Raw genomic sequence first — 16,818 nt, forward strand, 5'->3', positions numbered from 1 at the left:
AGAGACCAAATGCACAAGACCCTGATTACCGCGACCGCCCTGACCGGCCTGTTTGCGTCGCCATTGCTGGCAGAGACGATCGGCGTTTCCATCCCCGCCGCGACGCATGGCTGGGCCGGAGCACTGAACTACCACGCCGAGCGCACCATCGAGCGCCTTGAGGCGGCCAATCCCGATCTGGACTTCGTATTGACGACGACGTCGGGGCCCAGCCAGCAGGTCTCTGATATCGAGGATATGGTCGCGACCCGGAATATCGACGCGCTGGTGGTGCTGCCCTTCGAATCCGAGCCGCTGACCGCCCCGATCCAGCGCGTCGCCGATGGCGGTGTCTGGGTCACGGTCGTCGACCGTGGGCTGGCCCAGGAAGGGATCGAGGACCTTTATGTCGCGGGCGACAATGACAGCTTTGGCCGCACCGCCGGCACCTATTTCGCTGAAAACCTCGACGATGGCGCGAAGGTCGTCGTCATGCGCGGCATCGCTTCCGAAGTCGATAACGAACGCGTCGCAGGTTTTGAGGCCGCGCTGGAAGGTTCGGGGATCGAGGTTCTGGCCATGGATCACGGCAACTGGAACCGTGACACCGCTTTCGGTCTGATGCAGGACTATCTGTCCCGCTTCCCAGAAATCGACGCCGTATGGGCGGCTGATGACGATATGGCAGTTGGCGCGCTTGCCGCGATCGAACAGGCAGGTCGTACGGGTGAAATGATCGTTGTCGGCGGCGCGGGCATGAAGGAAATGGTCGCCCGTATCCGCGACAATGACACGACGGTTCCGGTCGATGTGACCTATCCGCCGGCCATGATCTCGACCGCAATCGAGATGACGGCGCTTGGTGTCTCTGGCGCGGCGCCGGTCAGCGGAGAGTTCATCATCGCCTCTGAACTGATTACCGCGGACAATGCCGAGGACTTCTATTTCGAGGACAGCCCGTACTGACGGCCTGACCAGAGGGGCGGGCGCAGATGATCGCGCCCGCGCCATTCGCTGCCATTCCATCCGAGTGAATTAACGGACCCGGTCCTTGCCGGGTCAGGCGCACGCACAGACAACCAGCCTGTCGCGGCCTTCTGCGCGCAAAATCCCGCGTGATCTGCCATCCTGCGTTCCGCCCCGTTGCAGCGGGCGTGTTTTCTCTGCCATGCTCAAGTCATGGCATGGTGAACGCATGTGGCATCATCGGCCTGATACGCGCTGTGTGCCGAAGGAGATCGCACGTCTCGTGCCTGATAAAATTTACTCGTGTCAATTTTTATATTGACGCGATAACATTTATCTGAAAATTTGCCTGCAGAGGAGAAAGGGAGGCTATCCGATGACATTGAAGAAAGCATTCTGCGGTGCGACCGTTTTGACGGCTGCCGGTCTGGCGGCACATGCCGAGAACATTACCATCGCCACCGTCAACAATGGTGACATGATCATCATGCAGGAGCTCTCATCGAAATGGGAGGAAGAGACGGGGAACACCATCAATTGGGTGACCCTGGAAGAAAACATCCTGCGCGAACGTGTGACCACCGACATCGCCACCAATGGCGGGCAATATGACATCATGACCATCGGCTCGTACGAGGCCCCGATCTGGGGCCAGCAGGGGTGGCTGACGCCACTGGACGGGATCGAGGGCTACGATTACGACGACCTGATTCCGGCGGTCAAAGCCGGTCTTTCAAGCGACGGCCAGCTGTTTGCGCTGCCCTTCTACGCCGAAAGCTCCTTCACCATGTATCGAAAGGATCTGTTCGAAGAGGCTGGTCTGACGATGCCCGATCAGCCGACCTATGCGCAGATCGCCGAATTTGCAGAGAAGCTTACCGATAAAAGCAAGGAACAATACGGCATCTGTCTGCGCGGTAAGCCCGGCTGGGGCGAGAATATGGCCTTCTTCGGCACGCTGGTGAACACGAATGGTGGGATCTGGTTCGACGAAAGCTGGACCCCGCAGCTGGATCAGCAGCCCTGGGCCGATGCGCTGTCCTATTATCTTGATGTGATGAGCAATTACGGCCCGCCCGGCGCGACGTCTAACGGGTTCAACGAGAATCAGGCGCTGTTCCAGACGGGCAAATGCGCGATATGGATTGACGCGACCTCGGCGGCGGGCAGGGTGTTCGACCCGACGCAGTCCAAGGTCGCCGAAAGCGTCGGCTTCACCGTCGCGCCGGTCGCCTCCGTCGACAAGGGGAATGCGTGGTTCTGGGCCTGGTCGCTGGCCATTCCGGCAAGTTCGAACAAGGCAGAGGTCGCGAAGGACTTCGTGGCCTGGGCGACCAGCGAAGACTATGTGAATCTGGTTGGCGAGGAAAAGGGCTGGGTCGCGGTTCCGCCCGGCACGCGTCAGTCAACATACGATAACCAGAACTATGTCGATGCAGCACCTTTCGCCGCCACGGTGCTGAGCGCGATCGAAAATGCGAACCCGGATGACGCGACTGCCGTACCTGTGCCTTATTCGGGCATCCAGTATGTCTCGATCCCCGAATTCCAGGGAATTGGAACAAGTGTCGGGCAGAATATTTCCGCCGCGCTTGCTGGTCAGATGTCGGCAGAGGACGCACTTGCGGCGTCTCAGGCGGTTGCGACGCGCGAGATGGCACGTGCTGGTTATCCGAAGTAGTCCGTTCTGACTGTGACACCAGCGCCGCCCGTCTGATCGGGCGGCGCCACGACACGCAATCCGGGCGATATCCGCGCCCGTCTGCAAGTTCACCCAAAACGGGACAGCCGCCTGAATGGCGTGCTTGTCAAACCGCCCGGACCCCACACAGGAGCAGGAGAGCAATGAAGCGTCTTGAAGGAAAATCCGCGATCATAACAGGCGCAGCACAAGGGATCGGGCGCGGCTTCGCCGAAGCCTATATCCGCGAAGGCGCAACTGTCGCCATTGCCGATATCAATCTGGATGCCGCAAAGGCGGCAGCCGCCGAAATCGGCGATGCGGCATATGCGGTGCAACTTGATGTCAGTCAGCAGGACAGCATCGACGCGGCAATCGCGTCGGTCGTGGACCGGGCAGGCAAACTGGACATCCTGATTAACAATGCGGCCCTGTTCGATGCGGCCGAGACGGTCGACATCACGCGGGCAAGCTATGACAAGCTCTATGCCGTGAATGTGGCGGGCACGCTGTTCACCATGCAGGCGGCGGCGCGCCAGATGATCGCGCAGGGGCATGGCGGCAAGATCATCAACATGGCCAGTCAGGCGGGCAGGCGGGGCGAGCCGCTTGTGCTGGTCTATTGTTCCACCAAGGCCGCTGTCATCAGCATGACGCAATCGGCTGGGCTGAACCTGATAAAACACGGCATCAACGTGAACGCCATTGCGCCGGGCGTCGTCGATGGCGCGCATTGGCAGCATGTCGATTCCATGTTTGCGAAACTGGAAGGAAAGCAGCCCGGTCAGAAGAAGGCCGAGGTCGAGGCCGGTGTGCCCGCCGGGCGCTTTGCGACGCCGGATGACCTGACCGGTATGGCCGTCTTTCTGGCGTCGGACGACGCCAATTACATCGTCTCGCAATGCTACAATGTCGATGGCGGACAATGGATGAGTTGACCGGGACTATTGCATGAAAGCCATAACCTTTCCGGCCAGCGGGCAGGTGACGCTCTGCGACCTTGCCGATCCGGAACCCGCCCCGAACGAGGTTCTGATAAAGGTGCGCAGCAGCGGGATGTGCCACACGGATATCGACGTTATGCATGCGCGCTATGGCACGGGGGCCTTTCCGGTCGTGCCGGGGCATGAATATGCCGGGGTCGTGGTTCAGACCGGCAGCGAGGTTTCGGGTTTCGCTGTGGGCGATCATGTCGTTGTCGATCCGAACCTGTCCTGCGGCGAATGCCGCGCTTGCCGGCGCGGTAATCATAACCTCTGCGCGACCTTGGGCGCTTATGGCGTCACCCGGAATGGCGGTTTTGCCGAATACAGCGCGGTCGATATGCGCAACCTGCACCTGATCGGCGATCTGCCGTTCGAGCAGGCCGCACTCGCCGAGCCGATGGGCTGCGTTCTGAACGGCGTCGGCGCGCTGGCGCCGAAGCCGCAGGATGAGGCGCTGATTGTCGGCGCGGGACCGATCGGTCTGTTGCTTGCAATTGCGCTGCGGACCAAGGGGCTGACGCGGATCACGCTGGCAGATATTGATCACTCGCGGCTCGATCTGGCGCGCGGTTTCGGCTTTGATGCCGTGGAAAGCGGCGGCGATCCGATGCGTGCATTGCGGCGCGAAATGGATATCTGTGTCGATGCCACCGGACGCCCCGATGTGGCTGCGTCGCTGGTGGATTATTCCGCAGACGGCGGCAGCGTGCTGTTCTTCGGCGTCTGCCCGCCGGATGCAAAGATCAGCATCAGCCCGTTTGAGCTGTTCAGACGTCAGCTTCGCCTTGCCGGAACCCATTCACTGAACCGCAACATCCCCGAGGCGATTTCGGCGATCCGCAGCTTCGGGGCAGGGATTGCGGGCGTCGTCTCTCATAAGATGACGCTGGCGGAAATGGCCGAGGTAATGGCAAGCCGTGCCCCTGCAGGCAGTCTGAAGATACAGGCGCAACTATCCTGACGCGCGTCCTCAGGCAGAGGCGCGCAGCATGATGCTGGCCTTCAGCAACAAGGCATCGCCCGAAGCCCCGGTCGCACTATCCGCAGCCTGCCCCCCCAGATTTTCCAGCAAGCGGTTCGTCGCGAGCCGTGCGATTTCAGCGTAATCCTGCGCGACGGTCGTCAGCGGCGGGCAGGTATAGCGCGCCAGCGGGTGATCGTCGTGACCTGCGATCCTCAGGCGACAATCGGCGTCTCGCCCGACCTTCAGCCCGGCCTCCCACGCGGCCAGCAACGCGCCGAACGCCAGGCGGTCATTCGCGCAAAGCAATGTCGATGAAGGCAGCCCGGCCGCAAGATGCTCGCTGACCGCGCGATGGGCAAAGGCTTCGAAATCCCAGCTTTTTGTCGGCGCAACCGGCAGCACGCGCGGCTCAAAGCCGGCCTGTTCCATCGCCTGTTCATAGGCTGCACGTCGAAGTCGCGCATTCAGGTTGACATCGGGCATGTCCAGAAAGCACGGCGGCGTTCCAGAGCGGCACAGGTAATCGACGATCAGACCCATGCTCTGCCGGTTGTCGGTCCCGACATAGGGCATGCCTTCATGGCCGGGGGCATCCACATAGATCAATGGCACTCTGCTGGCCAGGGAATCGAGCTTTGATTGCCCGCGTGGCTGGCCCAATGGCGCGACAATGGCACCTGCGACATTCATCGATTCAAAGCGTTCAATCGCCTCGGCTTCCAGATCCGGGCTGCCGTTGGAACTCAGGACAATGGCGAAATAACCTGCTTCGCTGGCAATTTCCTCGATCCGGCGGGTCAGTTCCATATAGAACGGGTCGATCGCGTTCGGGATGATGACGCCCAGTATCTTGGTGCGCTGGCGCTTCAGGTTCACGGCGAACATGTTCGGCCTGAAGCCTGAATCCGTGATCGCTTTCTCGATCCGCTTCCGGGTCTTTTCGCGGACGGACTGGGGGTCGTTGAAATATTTGGAAACCGTCGGGCGCGACAGGCCGACATGTGCCGCGAAATCTTCCATCGTGCGGATGCCGCTGGCCTTTTCCGTGGCGCTACTCGAAGCCAATGCCGTCTGTTCCCATCCTAAGGTGCCGGTCAGGCACCGCCGCAGGCGAATATGTAGTCCTGCGTTAGCCGCTCGACAGCGGCTAGGGCAAGATCATTCGCGCGCGGTGCCAGCCGTCCGGCGCGCACATCCGCATAAAGCGCGCCAAGATATTGGCCGATCAACGTCTCGGGCAGGTCCCGATCTCCGAGCAGATCGAACAATTCTGCCACTGCGTCCCTGGCTGCCGGATCGGGCCAGTAATAGCGTATACGGTCACTGTATGAGAAATGGCGCTGCAATGCGCGCTCTGCGTCGCTGCCGTGATAATACCTGTCCCAGTTTTTCGGCGCGGCCTGCATGCTGGCTTCCATCACGTCGCGCAGTCGGTGCGCGCGCGCGCCTGGAAACAGCTCCTCGGCGATGGCGTCCAGACCGTAAAGCGCCTCTCGCAATACGAAGGTCAAGCCGGGACCGACCTTCAGGATTGCAAAGCCGTCAGCGACAAGTGCCGCCAGTGCCTCGCGCGTCTGATAGTCGGTGGAATGGGCTTCGTAGACGAGGCCGGCCATTCGCGGCAGCGCGTTGCTGAGGTCCTGCGCGGCGTCGGGGTCGTAGCCGATGACGTTGTGATTGCCAAACTCGACACCCGGCTGCACAACCAGCCCGATCACGCGGGAAAAAGCTTCCTGAAGCCCGGCCTGCGTGAAGGCTTCGCGATGAACCTCATAGGTCGTCAGGGCTGCATCGGGACTGGTGAGCTCCAGCCCTTCGATCTCTTCCATCGCGCCACCGGGGATCGGAACCTCGGTGCCGATGATATAGACTGGTGGAAGCCCACCCTCGGGCCGTGCGTCCTCGGCAGCCGCCGCCAGTCGCGCCGCGCGCGCGGCTGTTTCTGTGTCATCCAGCGCCACCGCCTCGCCCGCGCACCCCATCGAGCAGTCGAGATGCAGCTTCGTGAACCCGGCTGCCGCATAGGCGCGGATCATGACCTCGGCCTTTTCCATCGCCTGATCGGCGGGCTGGTCCTTCCACGGGTTAGGCCCAAGATGATCGCCGCCGAGGATCAGCCGGTCGGCGGGAAATCCGATGCGCGTCGCGATTTTTTCGACGAAAACACGAAAATCTTCAGGCGTCATGCCGGTATAGCCGCCGTCCTGATTGACCTGATTGCAGGTCGCTTCGATCAGCAAGGGCAGTTCCGTGGGCAATGTGCAGCGCATCGCGGCCTCGATCGCCATCGGATGGGCGGTGCAGATCGACGGTATGCCCGACGGGCCGGGACGGCCGCGCCATTGGGCGATGTCCTGCAGGGGGTTGTCGGTCATGATGTCTCAGCCTTTCTGTAGGGTCAGCAGGGCGTCCAGTTCCGCGCGGGTCGAAGTGCCTTCCATCGGACCAATTCTTGTCACCGCCCGCGCACCGGCTGCATTGGCATAGCGCAACGCAAGTTCCGGCTTCGCATCTGCGAGCCAGAAGCTGAGAAACGCGCCGCCGAAACTGTCGCCGGCGCCGGTCGGGTCAAGCTCTTCGACCGTCAAGGGCGTCGCGTCGATGCGAAGGCCGTCTTCAAACAGGCTGGCGCCGCCCGCGCCGCGCTTCAGGACGATTGTGCGGATGCCCCGGCTGAGCAGCGCTTCTGCAGCATCTGTCTCTGACCGCGACGGCTCGAACAGGAACAACTCGTCGCCCGAGGGCATGAACAGATCGGTCATGGCCAGCACCGCTTCCAGCCGCTCTCGCAGGCCGGGACTGTTCAGGATTTCGGGCCGCAGGTTCGGGTCGAACGAAATTGTCCCGCCGCGCGCCTTCATGCGTCGCGCAGCATCCATGACCATCTCGCCCAGCCCCGGCGCGGATAGGGCCGTGCCCATGACATGCAGGTGATCGCAGCTTTCTATAAGCGCCTCGGAGGCGTCGGTCGGCTTCAGGTTTCCGCAGGCGCTGTGACGAATATTGTAAACGAACGACCGGCTACCATCTTCGCGATAGCGCACGAATGCACTTCCCGTGCTTTCGCCGGGCGCGATTTCCACGCCGGACACATCAACCCCGTCCGCACGCAGACGCGTCAGGTTCACATGCCCGAAATCGTCATCACCGACCCGAGAGATGATCGCGCATGGCGTGCCTAATTTGCCCAACTGGTCTAAGAAGATTGCCGGTGCGCCGGACGGAAACGGCCCGATCAGAGGCTGAGCCTCAATGAAGCCGTTTCCTTTCGTCGTCGCAACGATTTCCACCAGCACTTCGCCGATCGTCAGAACCTTGCGCATCCTCGCCTCCCCCTGCTGCACAAGGATCTATCAGAATATTTACTTATGTCAATTTATATATTAACTTGAGAAGTGAATTTTGATGGCGACTATCGTCTTCGTGTGACCGATTTGCGCTGTGGTCAGTGGCCGGGCCCGCCGATTGCCTGATGCGCGCCGAGGCGCAGATCGCTGCGGAATTCTTCTAATGCGGCGCTTGCCTCGGTGTCCGCAAGGCGCAGGATGCGGCTGGGATGCCATGTCAGTAAAACAGCACCACCGTCGAGCGCGACCTCGACCTTACCGCGACGCGGTGACAGCGGATCGCGCCGCCCGGTCAGCGCGAATGCGGCGCTCGCCCCCAAGGCCAGCGTTAAGCGCGGTCTGACAAAGCGCCGTTCGAGGCCGAGCCACCAGCGGCAATGCGAAATCTCGCCCGCATCGGGGTTCTGGTGCAGCCGGCGTTTGCCGCGCGGGGCGAATTTAAAATGTTTGACCGCGTTTGTGAACCAGATGCGATCCTGATCGATGCCAAGTTGGTCCAGATTGTCGCGCAAAAGCTTGCCGGCGGGGCCAACGAATGGCCGGCCCTGAAGATCTTCCTGATCGCCAGGAGCCTCGCCCACGATCATCAGATCCGCCTTCGGATTTCCTTCGCCCCAAACCGTTCGCGTGGCGGCGTGACAAAGATCGCAGCGTGTGCAGCGCGCCGCCTGATCGCGGGCCGCATCCATCGTTTCAGGCGGGGTTTCGTCGGCGGGAATTCGCAGCCTTGCCGTAACTTTGGCGGCGAAGGCAGGCGCGTTGCTTGCCCCCGCTGCAGCCATCGCATCGACCCGGCGCGGCGCGTCAGCAAGCATATCGGCGATCAGCCGCGTTTCGGGCAGGTTCTTCCAGTATTTCAGCGGCATTTCCGAACGCATCGCCTGCGTATTGATCCGTGCCGGGTTAAAAATATTCGCGAAATAGGTCTGCCAAAGCGCATGGCTGGCATCAGCCGGCAGATCCGGGCGCGCCACAGGGTCCAGGAAATGCAGTTCTCCGTCGAAGCGCGCAACCCCCTCGGGCGTGGCGATCATCCAATCCATATCGGCGAATCGCCTGGCGAAGAAGGGTGTGGCAACCTGAAGGATCGGATGCTCGGGTTCGAACCACGCGGCAAATGCGCGGCGCGGGCCGTCCGAGGGCATTTCGTGGAAGCGCACGAAGGCGTGCATCTTGTGAATGTCGCGCCGGACCGATTTCGACATCATCTGAAGGCGGACGACCATCGGGTCAGCGGGGTTCGACATAAACCTCCGATCTGCCTGAAAGCGCATTAACGCAGCATGAAGCAGCGCCCATCTTTCAGGATCGGAATGAAAGCTGACGCTGCGCGCAAGCGCGATGAAATCGCGGCTGACCGCGATCTTGCGATCGTTTTCAGGCGGCAGGGGGTCGGACCCGAACAGATCATTCGTGGCGCAGTTCCGATCCGCCCATGTGACATCAGCAGCAGCAATGCCGGCCCCGGCAAGGCGACGTGCAGCGCTGCGCCATGCCTCGAAACGATCGAAGCGGGGCAGATCGACCCTGATCATCCGAACAGCGAAAGCTGTTCCGGCGCGGGCGCGAAGCGGGCCCGAAGATCGGCGCTGTCGGTCAGTGCGCCGGGGTGCCAATCGGGCAACGAGACGAAGGCACGTGCTTTCGACATGATCGCGCCCATTCGCAAAAGGTCTGCGTAACGGACAGATCCGCAACGACGTGCAGCCAGAATGCGGTTGACGGTCTTGGTGCCGAAACCGGGCACGCGCAACAGCATCTCGCGGGGGGCGTGCGCCACGGTGACCGGAAATCGGGCGCGATTGGCAAGCGCCCAGGCAAGCTTTGGATCAATCTCCAGATCAAGATTTCCGTCGGGGCGTGCGCCGCCGATCTCTTCCGCGTCAAAGCCGTAAAACCGCATCAGCCAGTCGGCCTGATACAACCGATGCTCGCGCATAAGCGGCGGTTTGATAAGCGGCAGCGTTGCCGAGGCATCGGGGATAGGACTGAAGGCGGAGTAATAGACGCGCTTCAGATCATAGCCTGCGTAAAGATTGGCCGATGTCCGCAAGATATCACGATCCGAGGTCTTGTCAGCGCCGACGATCATTTGCGTCGATTGGCCGGCCGGTGCGAATTTCGGCGCGCGCTTGCCGGTAAAGCTGCGATCCTTGGCGGCCTCTCGTGACAGGCGCATATCGGCCATTGATGCGCGAATGGTCTCGGGGCGCTTTTCTGGGGCGAGTTCTTTAAGACTGTGATCCTTTGGCAGCTCGATATTTACTGACAGCCGGTCGGCATAAAGACCGGCCTCTGCCACGAGTTCGGGCGCGGCATCGGGGATGGTTTTCAGATGAATATAGCCTTTGAAGCCGTGGTCCATCCTCAGCATCCGGGCGATGCGAACGATGTCGCCCATTGTCTGGTCCGGGCTTTTGATGATCCCGGACGACAGGAAAAGCCCTTCGATCATATTGCGGCGATAGAATTCCAGCGTCAGCGTCACGACCTCTTCCGGGGTGAAGCGCGCGCGTTCGACATTACTGCTGACGCGGTTGATGCAGAATGCGCAGTCATAGATGCAGAAGTTCGTCATCAGGATTTTCAACAGGCTCACGCAGCGACCGTCGGGCGTGTAGGCGTGACAGATACCTGTCCCACCGGCAGAGCCGATGCCGCCATTGCGCGAATCGCGTCGCGTCGTCCCGCTCGATGCGCAGGAGGCGTCATATTTCGCGGCGTCCGACAGGATCGCGAGTTTCTGTTGCAGCGTTTTCTGTGCCATCTTCCGATTTTATGTTCGATGTTTGTTCCTGTAAATCGCTCCGCGCGCGGATTGGCATTTATTAATTTCTGCCGCATCGGATCGGCGCGTCGTCCTTAAGGCGCGATGCGGAACTTCTGCACGCCGTTCCGGTTGGTTTTTGTCGCGGCATGATGTGCCGCGCGTCTTGTGTGCGGATGGCAGGGCCAGTTCGCTTCGGCCAGAAAAAGAGGGACCACATGGCGTCACGCGCGGTTTGGAAAGGGCAGCTTCGTCTGTCGCTTGTTTCGATCCCGGTCGAACTTCATTCGGCAACGAAGACGGGTGCGCGGGTTTCGTTTCGCCAGATTCACGAACCCTCCGGCAAGCCCGTCCGCTATGAAAAGGTTGTTCCGGGCGTCGGCCCCGTGAAGAAAGACGATATTCTGAAAGGGTTTGAGACGGACGACGGCAACTATCTGCTTCTTGACCCTGACGAGGTTGACGCGATCAAGCTGGAAACGAAAAAGACGCTGGAACTTGTTCAGTTCGTCGACCAGACGGAGATCGCGCCGCTTTATTTTGACAAGCCATATTATGTTGTCCCTACGGATGAACTGGCCGAGGACGCCTATCGCGTGGTGCGCGACGCGCTGCGCGCGGAAAAGAAGGCTGGTCTCGGCCAGTTGACGATGCGTGGTCGCGAATATCTGTGTGCGATACGGCCCTGCGGCGACGGCCTGCTGCTGGAAACGCTTCGCTATGCAGACGAGATCCGCGCGGCAGAGCCGATGTTCGCGGGGATCGAGGATGACAAGATCGACAAGGATTTGCTGGAGGTCGCAACTCAGCTGATCGACCGAAAGACCGCGCCCTTCAAGGCCGAAGCCTTCAAGGACCACTATGATGCCGCGTTGCGCGACCTGATCGAGAAGAAGCGCAAGAACAAAAAAAGCCCGCGCGCCAAGGTTGAGGATGAGGTCGAGCGGCCCTCGGGCGAGAATGTCGTCGACCTGATGTCGGCGCTGAAGGAAAGCCTCAAGAAGGATGGCGGCAAGTCCGGGAAGGCGGGGCGCGGAAGCGCAAAATCGAAGTCGGCCTGATGGCGCGGCTGCGGACTTATCTTGAGAAGCGCGATTTCGACCGCACACCAGAGCCGGCGAGCGAAGGCCGTCCCTCTGGCACCGGACTGCGCTATTCGATCCAGAACCACCGCGCGACCAGACTGCATTGGGATCTGCGCCTTGAATGGGACGGCGCTCTGCTCAGCTGGGCGATTACGCGTGGCCCATCATTCGACATATCCGAAAAGCGCCTTGCCGTGCGGACCGAAGATCATCCGCTCAGCTATCTCGGGTTCGAGGGCGAGATTCCGAAAGGGAATTACGGTGCGGGAACTGTCATGCTGTGGGACATCGGCTGGTGGCAGCCGCTTGACCCGGTGTCGCGTGGCCTGAAAAAAGGGCATCTGCGATTTCGGCTGTTCGGGCGGCGGCTGACGGGTGAATGGAACCTCGTCAGAATGAAGGGTCGCCGGCCCGCCGACAGCAAGCGCGAGAACTGGCTTCTCATCAAGGCCGAGGATGAGGCCGCGGACCAGCGTGATCCGGTCGCGCGATATCGCAAAAGCGTCTCGACCGGACGCAGTTTCAGCGCGATCCGGCAGGACGCCGCACCGATCGCGCTGGATCGCGACGGAAAGTTACCGGGTCGGGTGGCGCCCCAGCTTGCCTCGCTGTCGGATGATCTGGCTGATTCCGCGCGGTTCTGGCACGAGTTGAAGCTTGACGGCTATCGCGCGCTTGTTGCGGTCGGGCAGGGTGGGCCGCGCGTCTATACCCGGAACGGGCACGATTGGTCGGATCGCTTTTCTTCGCTTCTGGTCGCATTCGACGACCTGATCTGCGCGTCGGCGCTGATCGACGGAGAGATCGTGGCGGGTGCCGGGATGCAGGGTTTCGGGGCATTGCAGGACGCGATCAAGTCCGGTGGCCCGTTTGGCTATGTCGCCTTCGATCTTCTGTCCCTGAACGGCACCGATCTGCGAGATGAGCCACTGACGAAGCGCCGCGCCACGCTGGAGAAGCTTTTCGCGAAGCTGCCGCCGATGGGTTCGCTGCAGCTTTCGCCGCTGATTCAGGGCGATCCGGCAGACGCGTTCCGGATGATCTGCGGTGCCGGGGGTGAGGGATTGATCGCCAAGCGACGCGACGCACGCTATATGTCCGGCCGCAGCGATGACTGGCTGAAGATCAAGTGCCGCCGCCGTGCTGAATTTGTGATCGTGGGCTGGCTGCGCAGCGAAAGTCGTGCCCGCCCCTTCGCCTCTCTTCTGCTGGCGGCGCATGATGACGATGGCGGCCTGCGCTATGTCGGCAAGGTTGGAACCGGCTTTGACGAAACGCAGATGCAGGAAATTGCCGCGTTCCTGCGCCCGCTTTCCCGCAAGAGCGCGACGGTCCCGGCCCCCGCATCAGAAACTGCTGGCGTCACATGGGTGAAGCCGGAACTGGTGGCAGAAGTCGAATATGCGGAAACGACGCGGCGGGGGCGGCTGCGGCATGCGGTGTTTCTGGGTCTTCGCGAAGATAAGCCAGCCAGCGAGGTCCGGGTCGAGGCGGAGGTTCCGATGGATGAGCGTGAGAATATCGCCGGCGTTTCGGTCAGCAGCGCAGCGCGCGAGATCTTCGAAAGCCCGGTGCTGACCAAGGGCGATCTTGCCCGGTATTACGACGCGATTTCGCCCGCGATGTTGCAGGAGGTCGCGGACCGCCCACTGTCGCTTCTGCGCCTGCCGGAAGGGATGGCGGGCGAACGCTTCTTTCAGAAGCACCCCGGCAAGGGCTTTCCCGATGCCATTCGAACCGTCGAGATTGCGGACAAAAGCGGCACGACCGAGCCCTATGCCTATGTCACGAATGCCGCCGGGCTGGTCAGCGCGGTTCAGATGGGAACGGTCGAATTTCACATTTGGGGCGCACGGCGCGACCGGCTGGATCGGCCTGACCGCATGGTCTTCGATCTTGACCCCGACGAAGGTTTGGGTTTCGGCGACGTGAAGGCTGCCGCCACAGACTTGCGCGACCGGCTGCGCGAACTTGGCCTGGAAAGTTGGGCCATGCTGTCGGGCGGCAAGGGGATACATCTTGTCGTCCCGCTGCGCCGCACGGTCGGCTGGGATACCGTCAAGCTTTTCTCGCGCAGCGTCGCGACCCTGCTGGAGCAGACCGAGCCGGCGCGCTTCATTGCAGAAATGTCGAAGGCAAAGCGCAAGGGCCGCATCTTTGTCGACTGGCTGCGTAACGAACGTGGCGCAACGGCCATCGCGCCGTTTTCTGTCCGCGCCCGACCCGGTGCGCCCGTTGCCGCGCCGGTCGCCTGGGATGAGCTTTCATCATTCAGCAAGGCATCCGAAATAGGGACGCGCCGCGCCATTGAACGCGGCTGGGACGGCATTGATCGCCCCGGTCCGCAGTCGCTGAACAGTCTGGTCGTCGAACGGCTTGATAAGGCCATGAACGGGTGAACGGCGCGCCAGTACGCCCGCCGGGTCAGGTGGCGCCCAGACCCGACACTGCGCTGCGCAGGCGGTCGCCATATTGTTCGTGCAGTTCCTCGGGCGAGATCATGAAGGACGGCCCGCCAATATTCACACCATAGACCGACGATCCATCCAGAGAGCGAAGCGGAGCAGCGATCGAATTGATCTCGGGCTTCCATGCGCCGAAACTGGTGCAGTAACCATAGCGCTCATAGTCTTCGACCGCCTGATTCAGACTGCGCTCCATCCGCTCGCGCTGGCCGGGAAACTCGGCGATGGCTTTTTGCAGAACCGCCTGCTGCTTCTCCTCGCTCAGCCCGGCAAGAATGGCGCGCCCGATCCCGGAATAGAACAACGGCAAGCGCGCGCCGACGTCGATGGACAGCGTCACAGCCTGCCGCGACCGGCGGACCGCCAGATACACGGCGCGCGTCCCGCTGCGCTCGGCAAGCGCGACGGTGATATAGGGGTTCGGCCCCCGGCACAGTTCCGACATCTGGTCGTTGAAACGTTCCGAGATATCCGTTGCCGCCAGTGCACTGAAGCCGAGTTGCAGAACCTTCGGTCCCAGCCGGTATTCGCCGCTGTCATCGCTTCGGATAAGAAAGCCCGTCTTCATGAGGGTATAGGTCAGCCTCGACACGGTCGGGCGCGCCAGTCCGGTTCGCTGTGCGATTTCCTGGTTCGAAAGGTAGCGGTCGGTTTTTCCGAAGGAGGTCAGGATATCCAGCCCGCGAGCAAGGGCTGTGACAAACTGTCGGTCTCCCTCTTCAGCGCCTTGCGGTTCATTGCTGAGTTCGTTCATCCTGTCATACCGTCCATTCGATCCTGTCACAATTGAGTTCTCTATCGCCCGCTCGCGCCGTGTGCCAGCGCTAACACAGAGTTCGGGGCGAATCAATTTCGCTTTGTGTTCATTCGTTTTGCACTGCGAATTAGAACGAAACGCATTCGAGCGGCTTTCGTTCCATGATCTCGACACAAAATTGCCTCGCCGGCACGCTGTTTATCTGCGGCAATGGCACATGTCAGCGTGCCGCGAATATGTATAAAAATCCATTTATTACAAACAGATATATGCGACTATTCCCCGATATTTGCTCAAGTATCTGGAATTCTTGCGTTGAAAAGATTGGAAAATCTTGACCCTAGGTTAATTTTAAGCGATGTTCGCTATGCGGACATACAGATTGCATAGCGAACGTAAATTGGCTGCTGTTCAGGCCGAACAAAACGTCGCTGGTGATCGGGGTGGAGAATTGGGAATGGACAAGGCTTACACGGAACACACACCGCTGAGCATCGAGATCGCCGACAATATCGGGCTGATCGCACTTGATAGCCCGCCGGTAAATGCGCTTGGCACGGCGATGCGGCAAGCTTTGCTCGACGCGATTGATGTGCTGAACGCTGATGAGGATGTAAAGGTCATCTGCATCTACGGGGTGGGGAAATTGCTGTCGGGCGGCGCCGATATCCGCGAATTCGGCAAGAAGCCCAAGCGGCCGTTTCTGCCAGATGTGCTGAACGCGATTGAATCGAACGTCAAGCCAGTGGGCGCGGTCATTCACGGCGCAGCCATCGGTGGCGGGCTGGAACTGGCGCTTGCGGCCCATGCCCGCGTCGGAATGCCCGGCGCACGTGTTTCATTGCCGGAAGTTACGCTGGGGCTTCTTCCCGGTGCTGGTGGCACGCAGCGGTTACCCCGCCTGATCGCGCTCGACAGCGCTATCGAAATTATAACGACAGGACGTAATGTGCCTGTGGGCGAGGCGATCGCTCTCGGGATCATAGATGGCTTCGATTATGGCACACCGCGCGGCGCGGCGCTGAAACTGGGCCGCGACATCCTTGCCAAAGAGCTCCCGACGCGTCGGACTGGTGAGATTGTGTTTCGGGCCGATGCGGATCGTCTTGATGCGGCGCGCGAGGTTTTGCGTGGCAAGCGGCCGCAGCTTGCGGCGCCGTTGAAATGCATCGACGCGATCGCGGCGGCGGGGCGGCCGATTGGCGAAGGCATGGGCGTTGAACGGGCGCTGTTTCTGGAACTGATGGACAGCCCCGACCGCCAGGGCCTGATCCATGCCTTCCAGGCCGAGCGCGCCGTGAAGCATATCCCCGAAGCCGGCGCCCAACCGCGCCCCACGGCCTCGGCCGGTGTCATCGGCGGCGGCACGATGGGCGTCGGCATCGCCACCGCGCTGCTGCAGGCCGGCACCGACGTCACCCTGGTCGAAATGACCCCCGAGGGCGCCGAAACCGCCCGCACGCGCATCGCCGGCAATCTCGATGCCGCGGTCAAGCGCGGCAAGATGAGCGCCGAGGCCCGCAGGAAAACGCTCTCGGCACTGACGGTGGGGGTCGGGCTTGACCATCTGGCCGAGGTCGATGTCGTGATCGAGGCCGTGTTCGAGGACCTGCAGGTCAAGACCGCGATCTTCCGCGACCTCGACCGGATCTGCAAGCCGGGTGCGGTGCTGGGCACGAACACCTCCTATCTGGATGTGAACGAAATCGCCGCGGCCACCGCGCGCCCGCAGGATGTGATCGGGCTGCATTTCTTCTCGCCCGCCCATATCATGCGGCTGCTGGAAGTGGTGGTGGCCGACAAGACTGCGCCCGATGTGGT

Annotated in this window: 13 protein-coding genes; 7 read left to right on the forward strand and 6 right to left on the reverse strand. The window is 61.3% G+C overall.

Going from position 1 to position 16,818, the window contains the following annotated elements:
- Nucleotides 1-9 precede the first annotated feature (9 nt).
- The 4 genes from FQV27_RS13815 (at nucleotide 10) to FQV27_RS13830 (ending at nucleotide 4,573) form a co-directional block, all read left to right on the forward strand.
- Nucleotides 10-945, forward strand: a complete 936-nt coding sequence (locus tag FQV27_RS13815) for an ABC transporter substrate-binding protein (protein ID WP_147099523.1) — start codon at nucleotides 10-12, stop codon at nucleotides 943-945.
- 376 nt (nucleotides 946-1,321) lie between these two features.
- Nucleotides 1,322-2,626 (forward strand): ABC transporter substrate-binding protein, encoded by a 1,305-nt coding sequence (locus FQV27_RS13820; protein WP_147099526.1) that lies wholly within the window; start codon nucleotides 1,322-1,324, stop codon nucleotides 2,624-2,626.
- A 164-nt stretch (nucleotides 2,627-2,790) separates the two neighbouring features.
- Nucleotides 2,791-3,564, forward strand: coding sequence for an L-iditol 2-dehydrogenase (locus FQV27_RS13825; RefSeq protein WP_147099528.1), 774 nt, complete (start codon nucleotides 2,791-2,793; stop codon nucleotides 3,562-3,564).
- A 13-nt stretch (nucleotides 3,565-3,577) separates the two neighbouring features.
- Complete coding sequence (locus FQV27_RS13830; protein WP_147099530.1) at nucleotides 3,578-4,573, forward strand: zinc-dependent alcohol dehydrogenase family protein; 996 nt, start codon at nucleotides 3,578-3,580, stop codon at nucleotides 4,571-4,573.
- 9 nt (nucleotides 4,574-4,582) lie between these two features.
- Here the strand turns inward: FQV27_RS13830 and FQV27_RS13835 are convergent, their stop codons facing one another.
- From FQV27_RS13835 to FQV27_RS13855, 5 genes are all read right to left on the reverse strand, one after another.
- Nucleotides 4,583-5,641 carry a LacI family DNA-binding transcriptional regulator gene (locus FQV27_RS13835; RefSeq protein ID WP_222611702.1) on the reverse strand — a complete coding sequence of 353 codons (1,059 nt, stop codon included), beginning with the start codon at nucleotides 5,639-5,641 and terminating at the stop codon, nucleotides 4,583-4,585.
- Nucleotides 5,642-5,670: 29 nt separating this feature from the next.
- Nucleotides 5,671-6,951 carry a D-tagatose-bisphosphate aldolase, class II, non-catalytic subunit gene (locus FQV27_RS13840; RefSeq protein WP_147099533.1) on the reverse strand — a complete coding sequence of 427 codons (1,281 nt, stop codon included), beginning with the start codon at nucleotides 6,949-6,951 and terminating at the stop codon, nucleotides 5,671-5,673.
- Between the two features lie 6 nt (nucleotides 6,952-6,957).
- Nucleotides 6,958-7,899: a tagatose kinase gene (locus tag FQV27_RS13845; protein WP_147099535.1), complete on the reverse strand. Its 942-nt coding sequence runs from the start codon at nucleotides 7,897-7,899 to the stop codon at nucleotides 6,958-6,960.
- Nucleotides 7,900-8,021: 122 nt separating this feature from the next.
- Nucleotides 8,022-9,458 (reverse strand): UdgX family uracil-DNA binding protein, encoded by a 1,437-nt coding sequence (locus FQV27_RS13850; protein ID WP_147099537.1) that lies wholly within the window; start codon nucleotides 9,456-9,458, stop codon nucleotides 8,022-8,024.
- A complete protein-coding gene (locus tag FQV27_RS13855; RefSeq protein WP_147099539.1) occupies nucleotides 9,455-10,690 on the reverse strand; it encodes a putative DNA modification/repair radical SAM protein in 1,236 nt (411 codons plus the stop codon). Before FQV27_RS13855 ends, FQV27_RS13850 begins: the two co-directional genes overlap by 4 nt.
- Nucleotides 10,691-10,908: 218 nt before the next feature.
- Between FQV27_RS13855 and ku the strand changes: the two genes are divergently transcribed.
- Nucleotides 10,909-11,751 carry a non-homologous end joining protein Ku gene (gene ku, locus FQV27_RS13860; protein WP_147099541.1) on the forward strand — a complete coding sequence of 281 codons (843 nt, stop codon included), beginning with the start codon at nucleotides 10,909-10,911 and terminating at the stop codon, nucleotides 11,749-11,751.
- Nucleotides 11,751-14,174: a DNA ligase D gene (ligD, locus tag FQV27_RS13865; protein ID WP_147099543.1), complete on the forward strand. Its 2,424-nt coding sequence runs from the start codon at nucleotides 11,751-11,753 to the stop codon at nucleotides 14,172-14,174. Before ku ends, ligD begins: the two co-directional genes overlap by 1 nt.
- A 25-nt stretch (nucleotides 14,175-14,199) precedes the next feature.
- Here ligD and FQV27_RS13870 read toward each other — a convergent pair whose 3' ends face one another.
- Entirely contained in the window at nucleotides 14,200-14,994 is a 795-nt protein-coding gene (locus tag FQV27_RS13870; protein WP_147099546.1) for an IclR family transcriptional regulator, read from the reverse strand.
- 460 nt (nucleotides 14,995-15,454) lie between these two features.
- Between FQV27_RS13870 and FQV27_RS13875 the strand changes: the two genes are divergently transcribed.
- Nucleotides 15,455-16,818 (forward strand): 3-hydroxyacyl-CoA dehydrogenase NAD-binding domain-containing protein (locus FQV27_RS13875; protein WP_186827307.1); only part of this gene is annotated, 1,364 nt, incomplete at its 3' end.

Source organism: Paracoccus aurantiacus (assembly GCF_007993065.1).
GTDB lineage: Bacteria > Pseudomonadota > Alphaproteobacteria > Rhodobacterales > Rhodobacteraceae > Paracoccus > Paracoccus aurantiacus.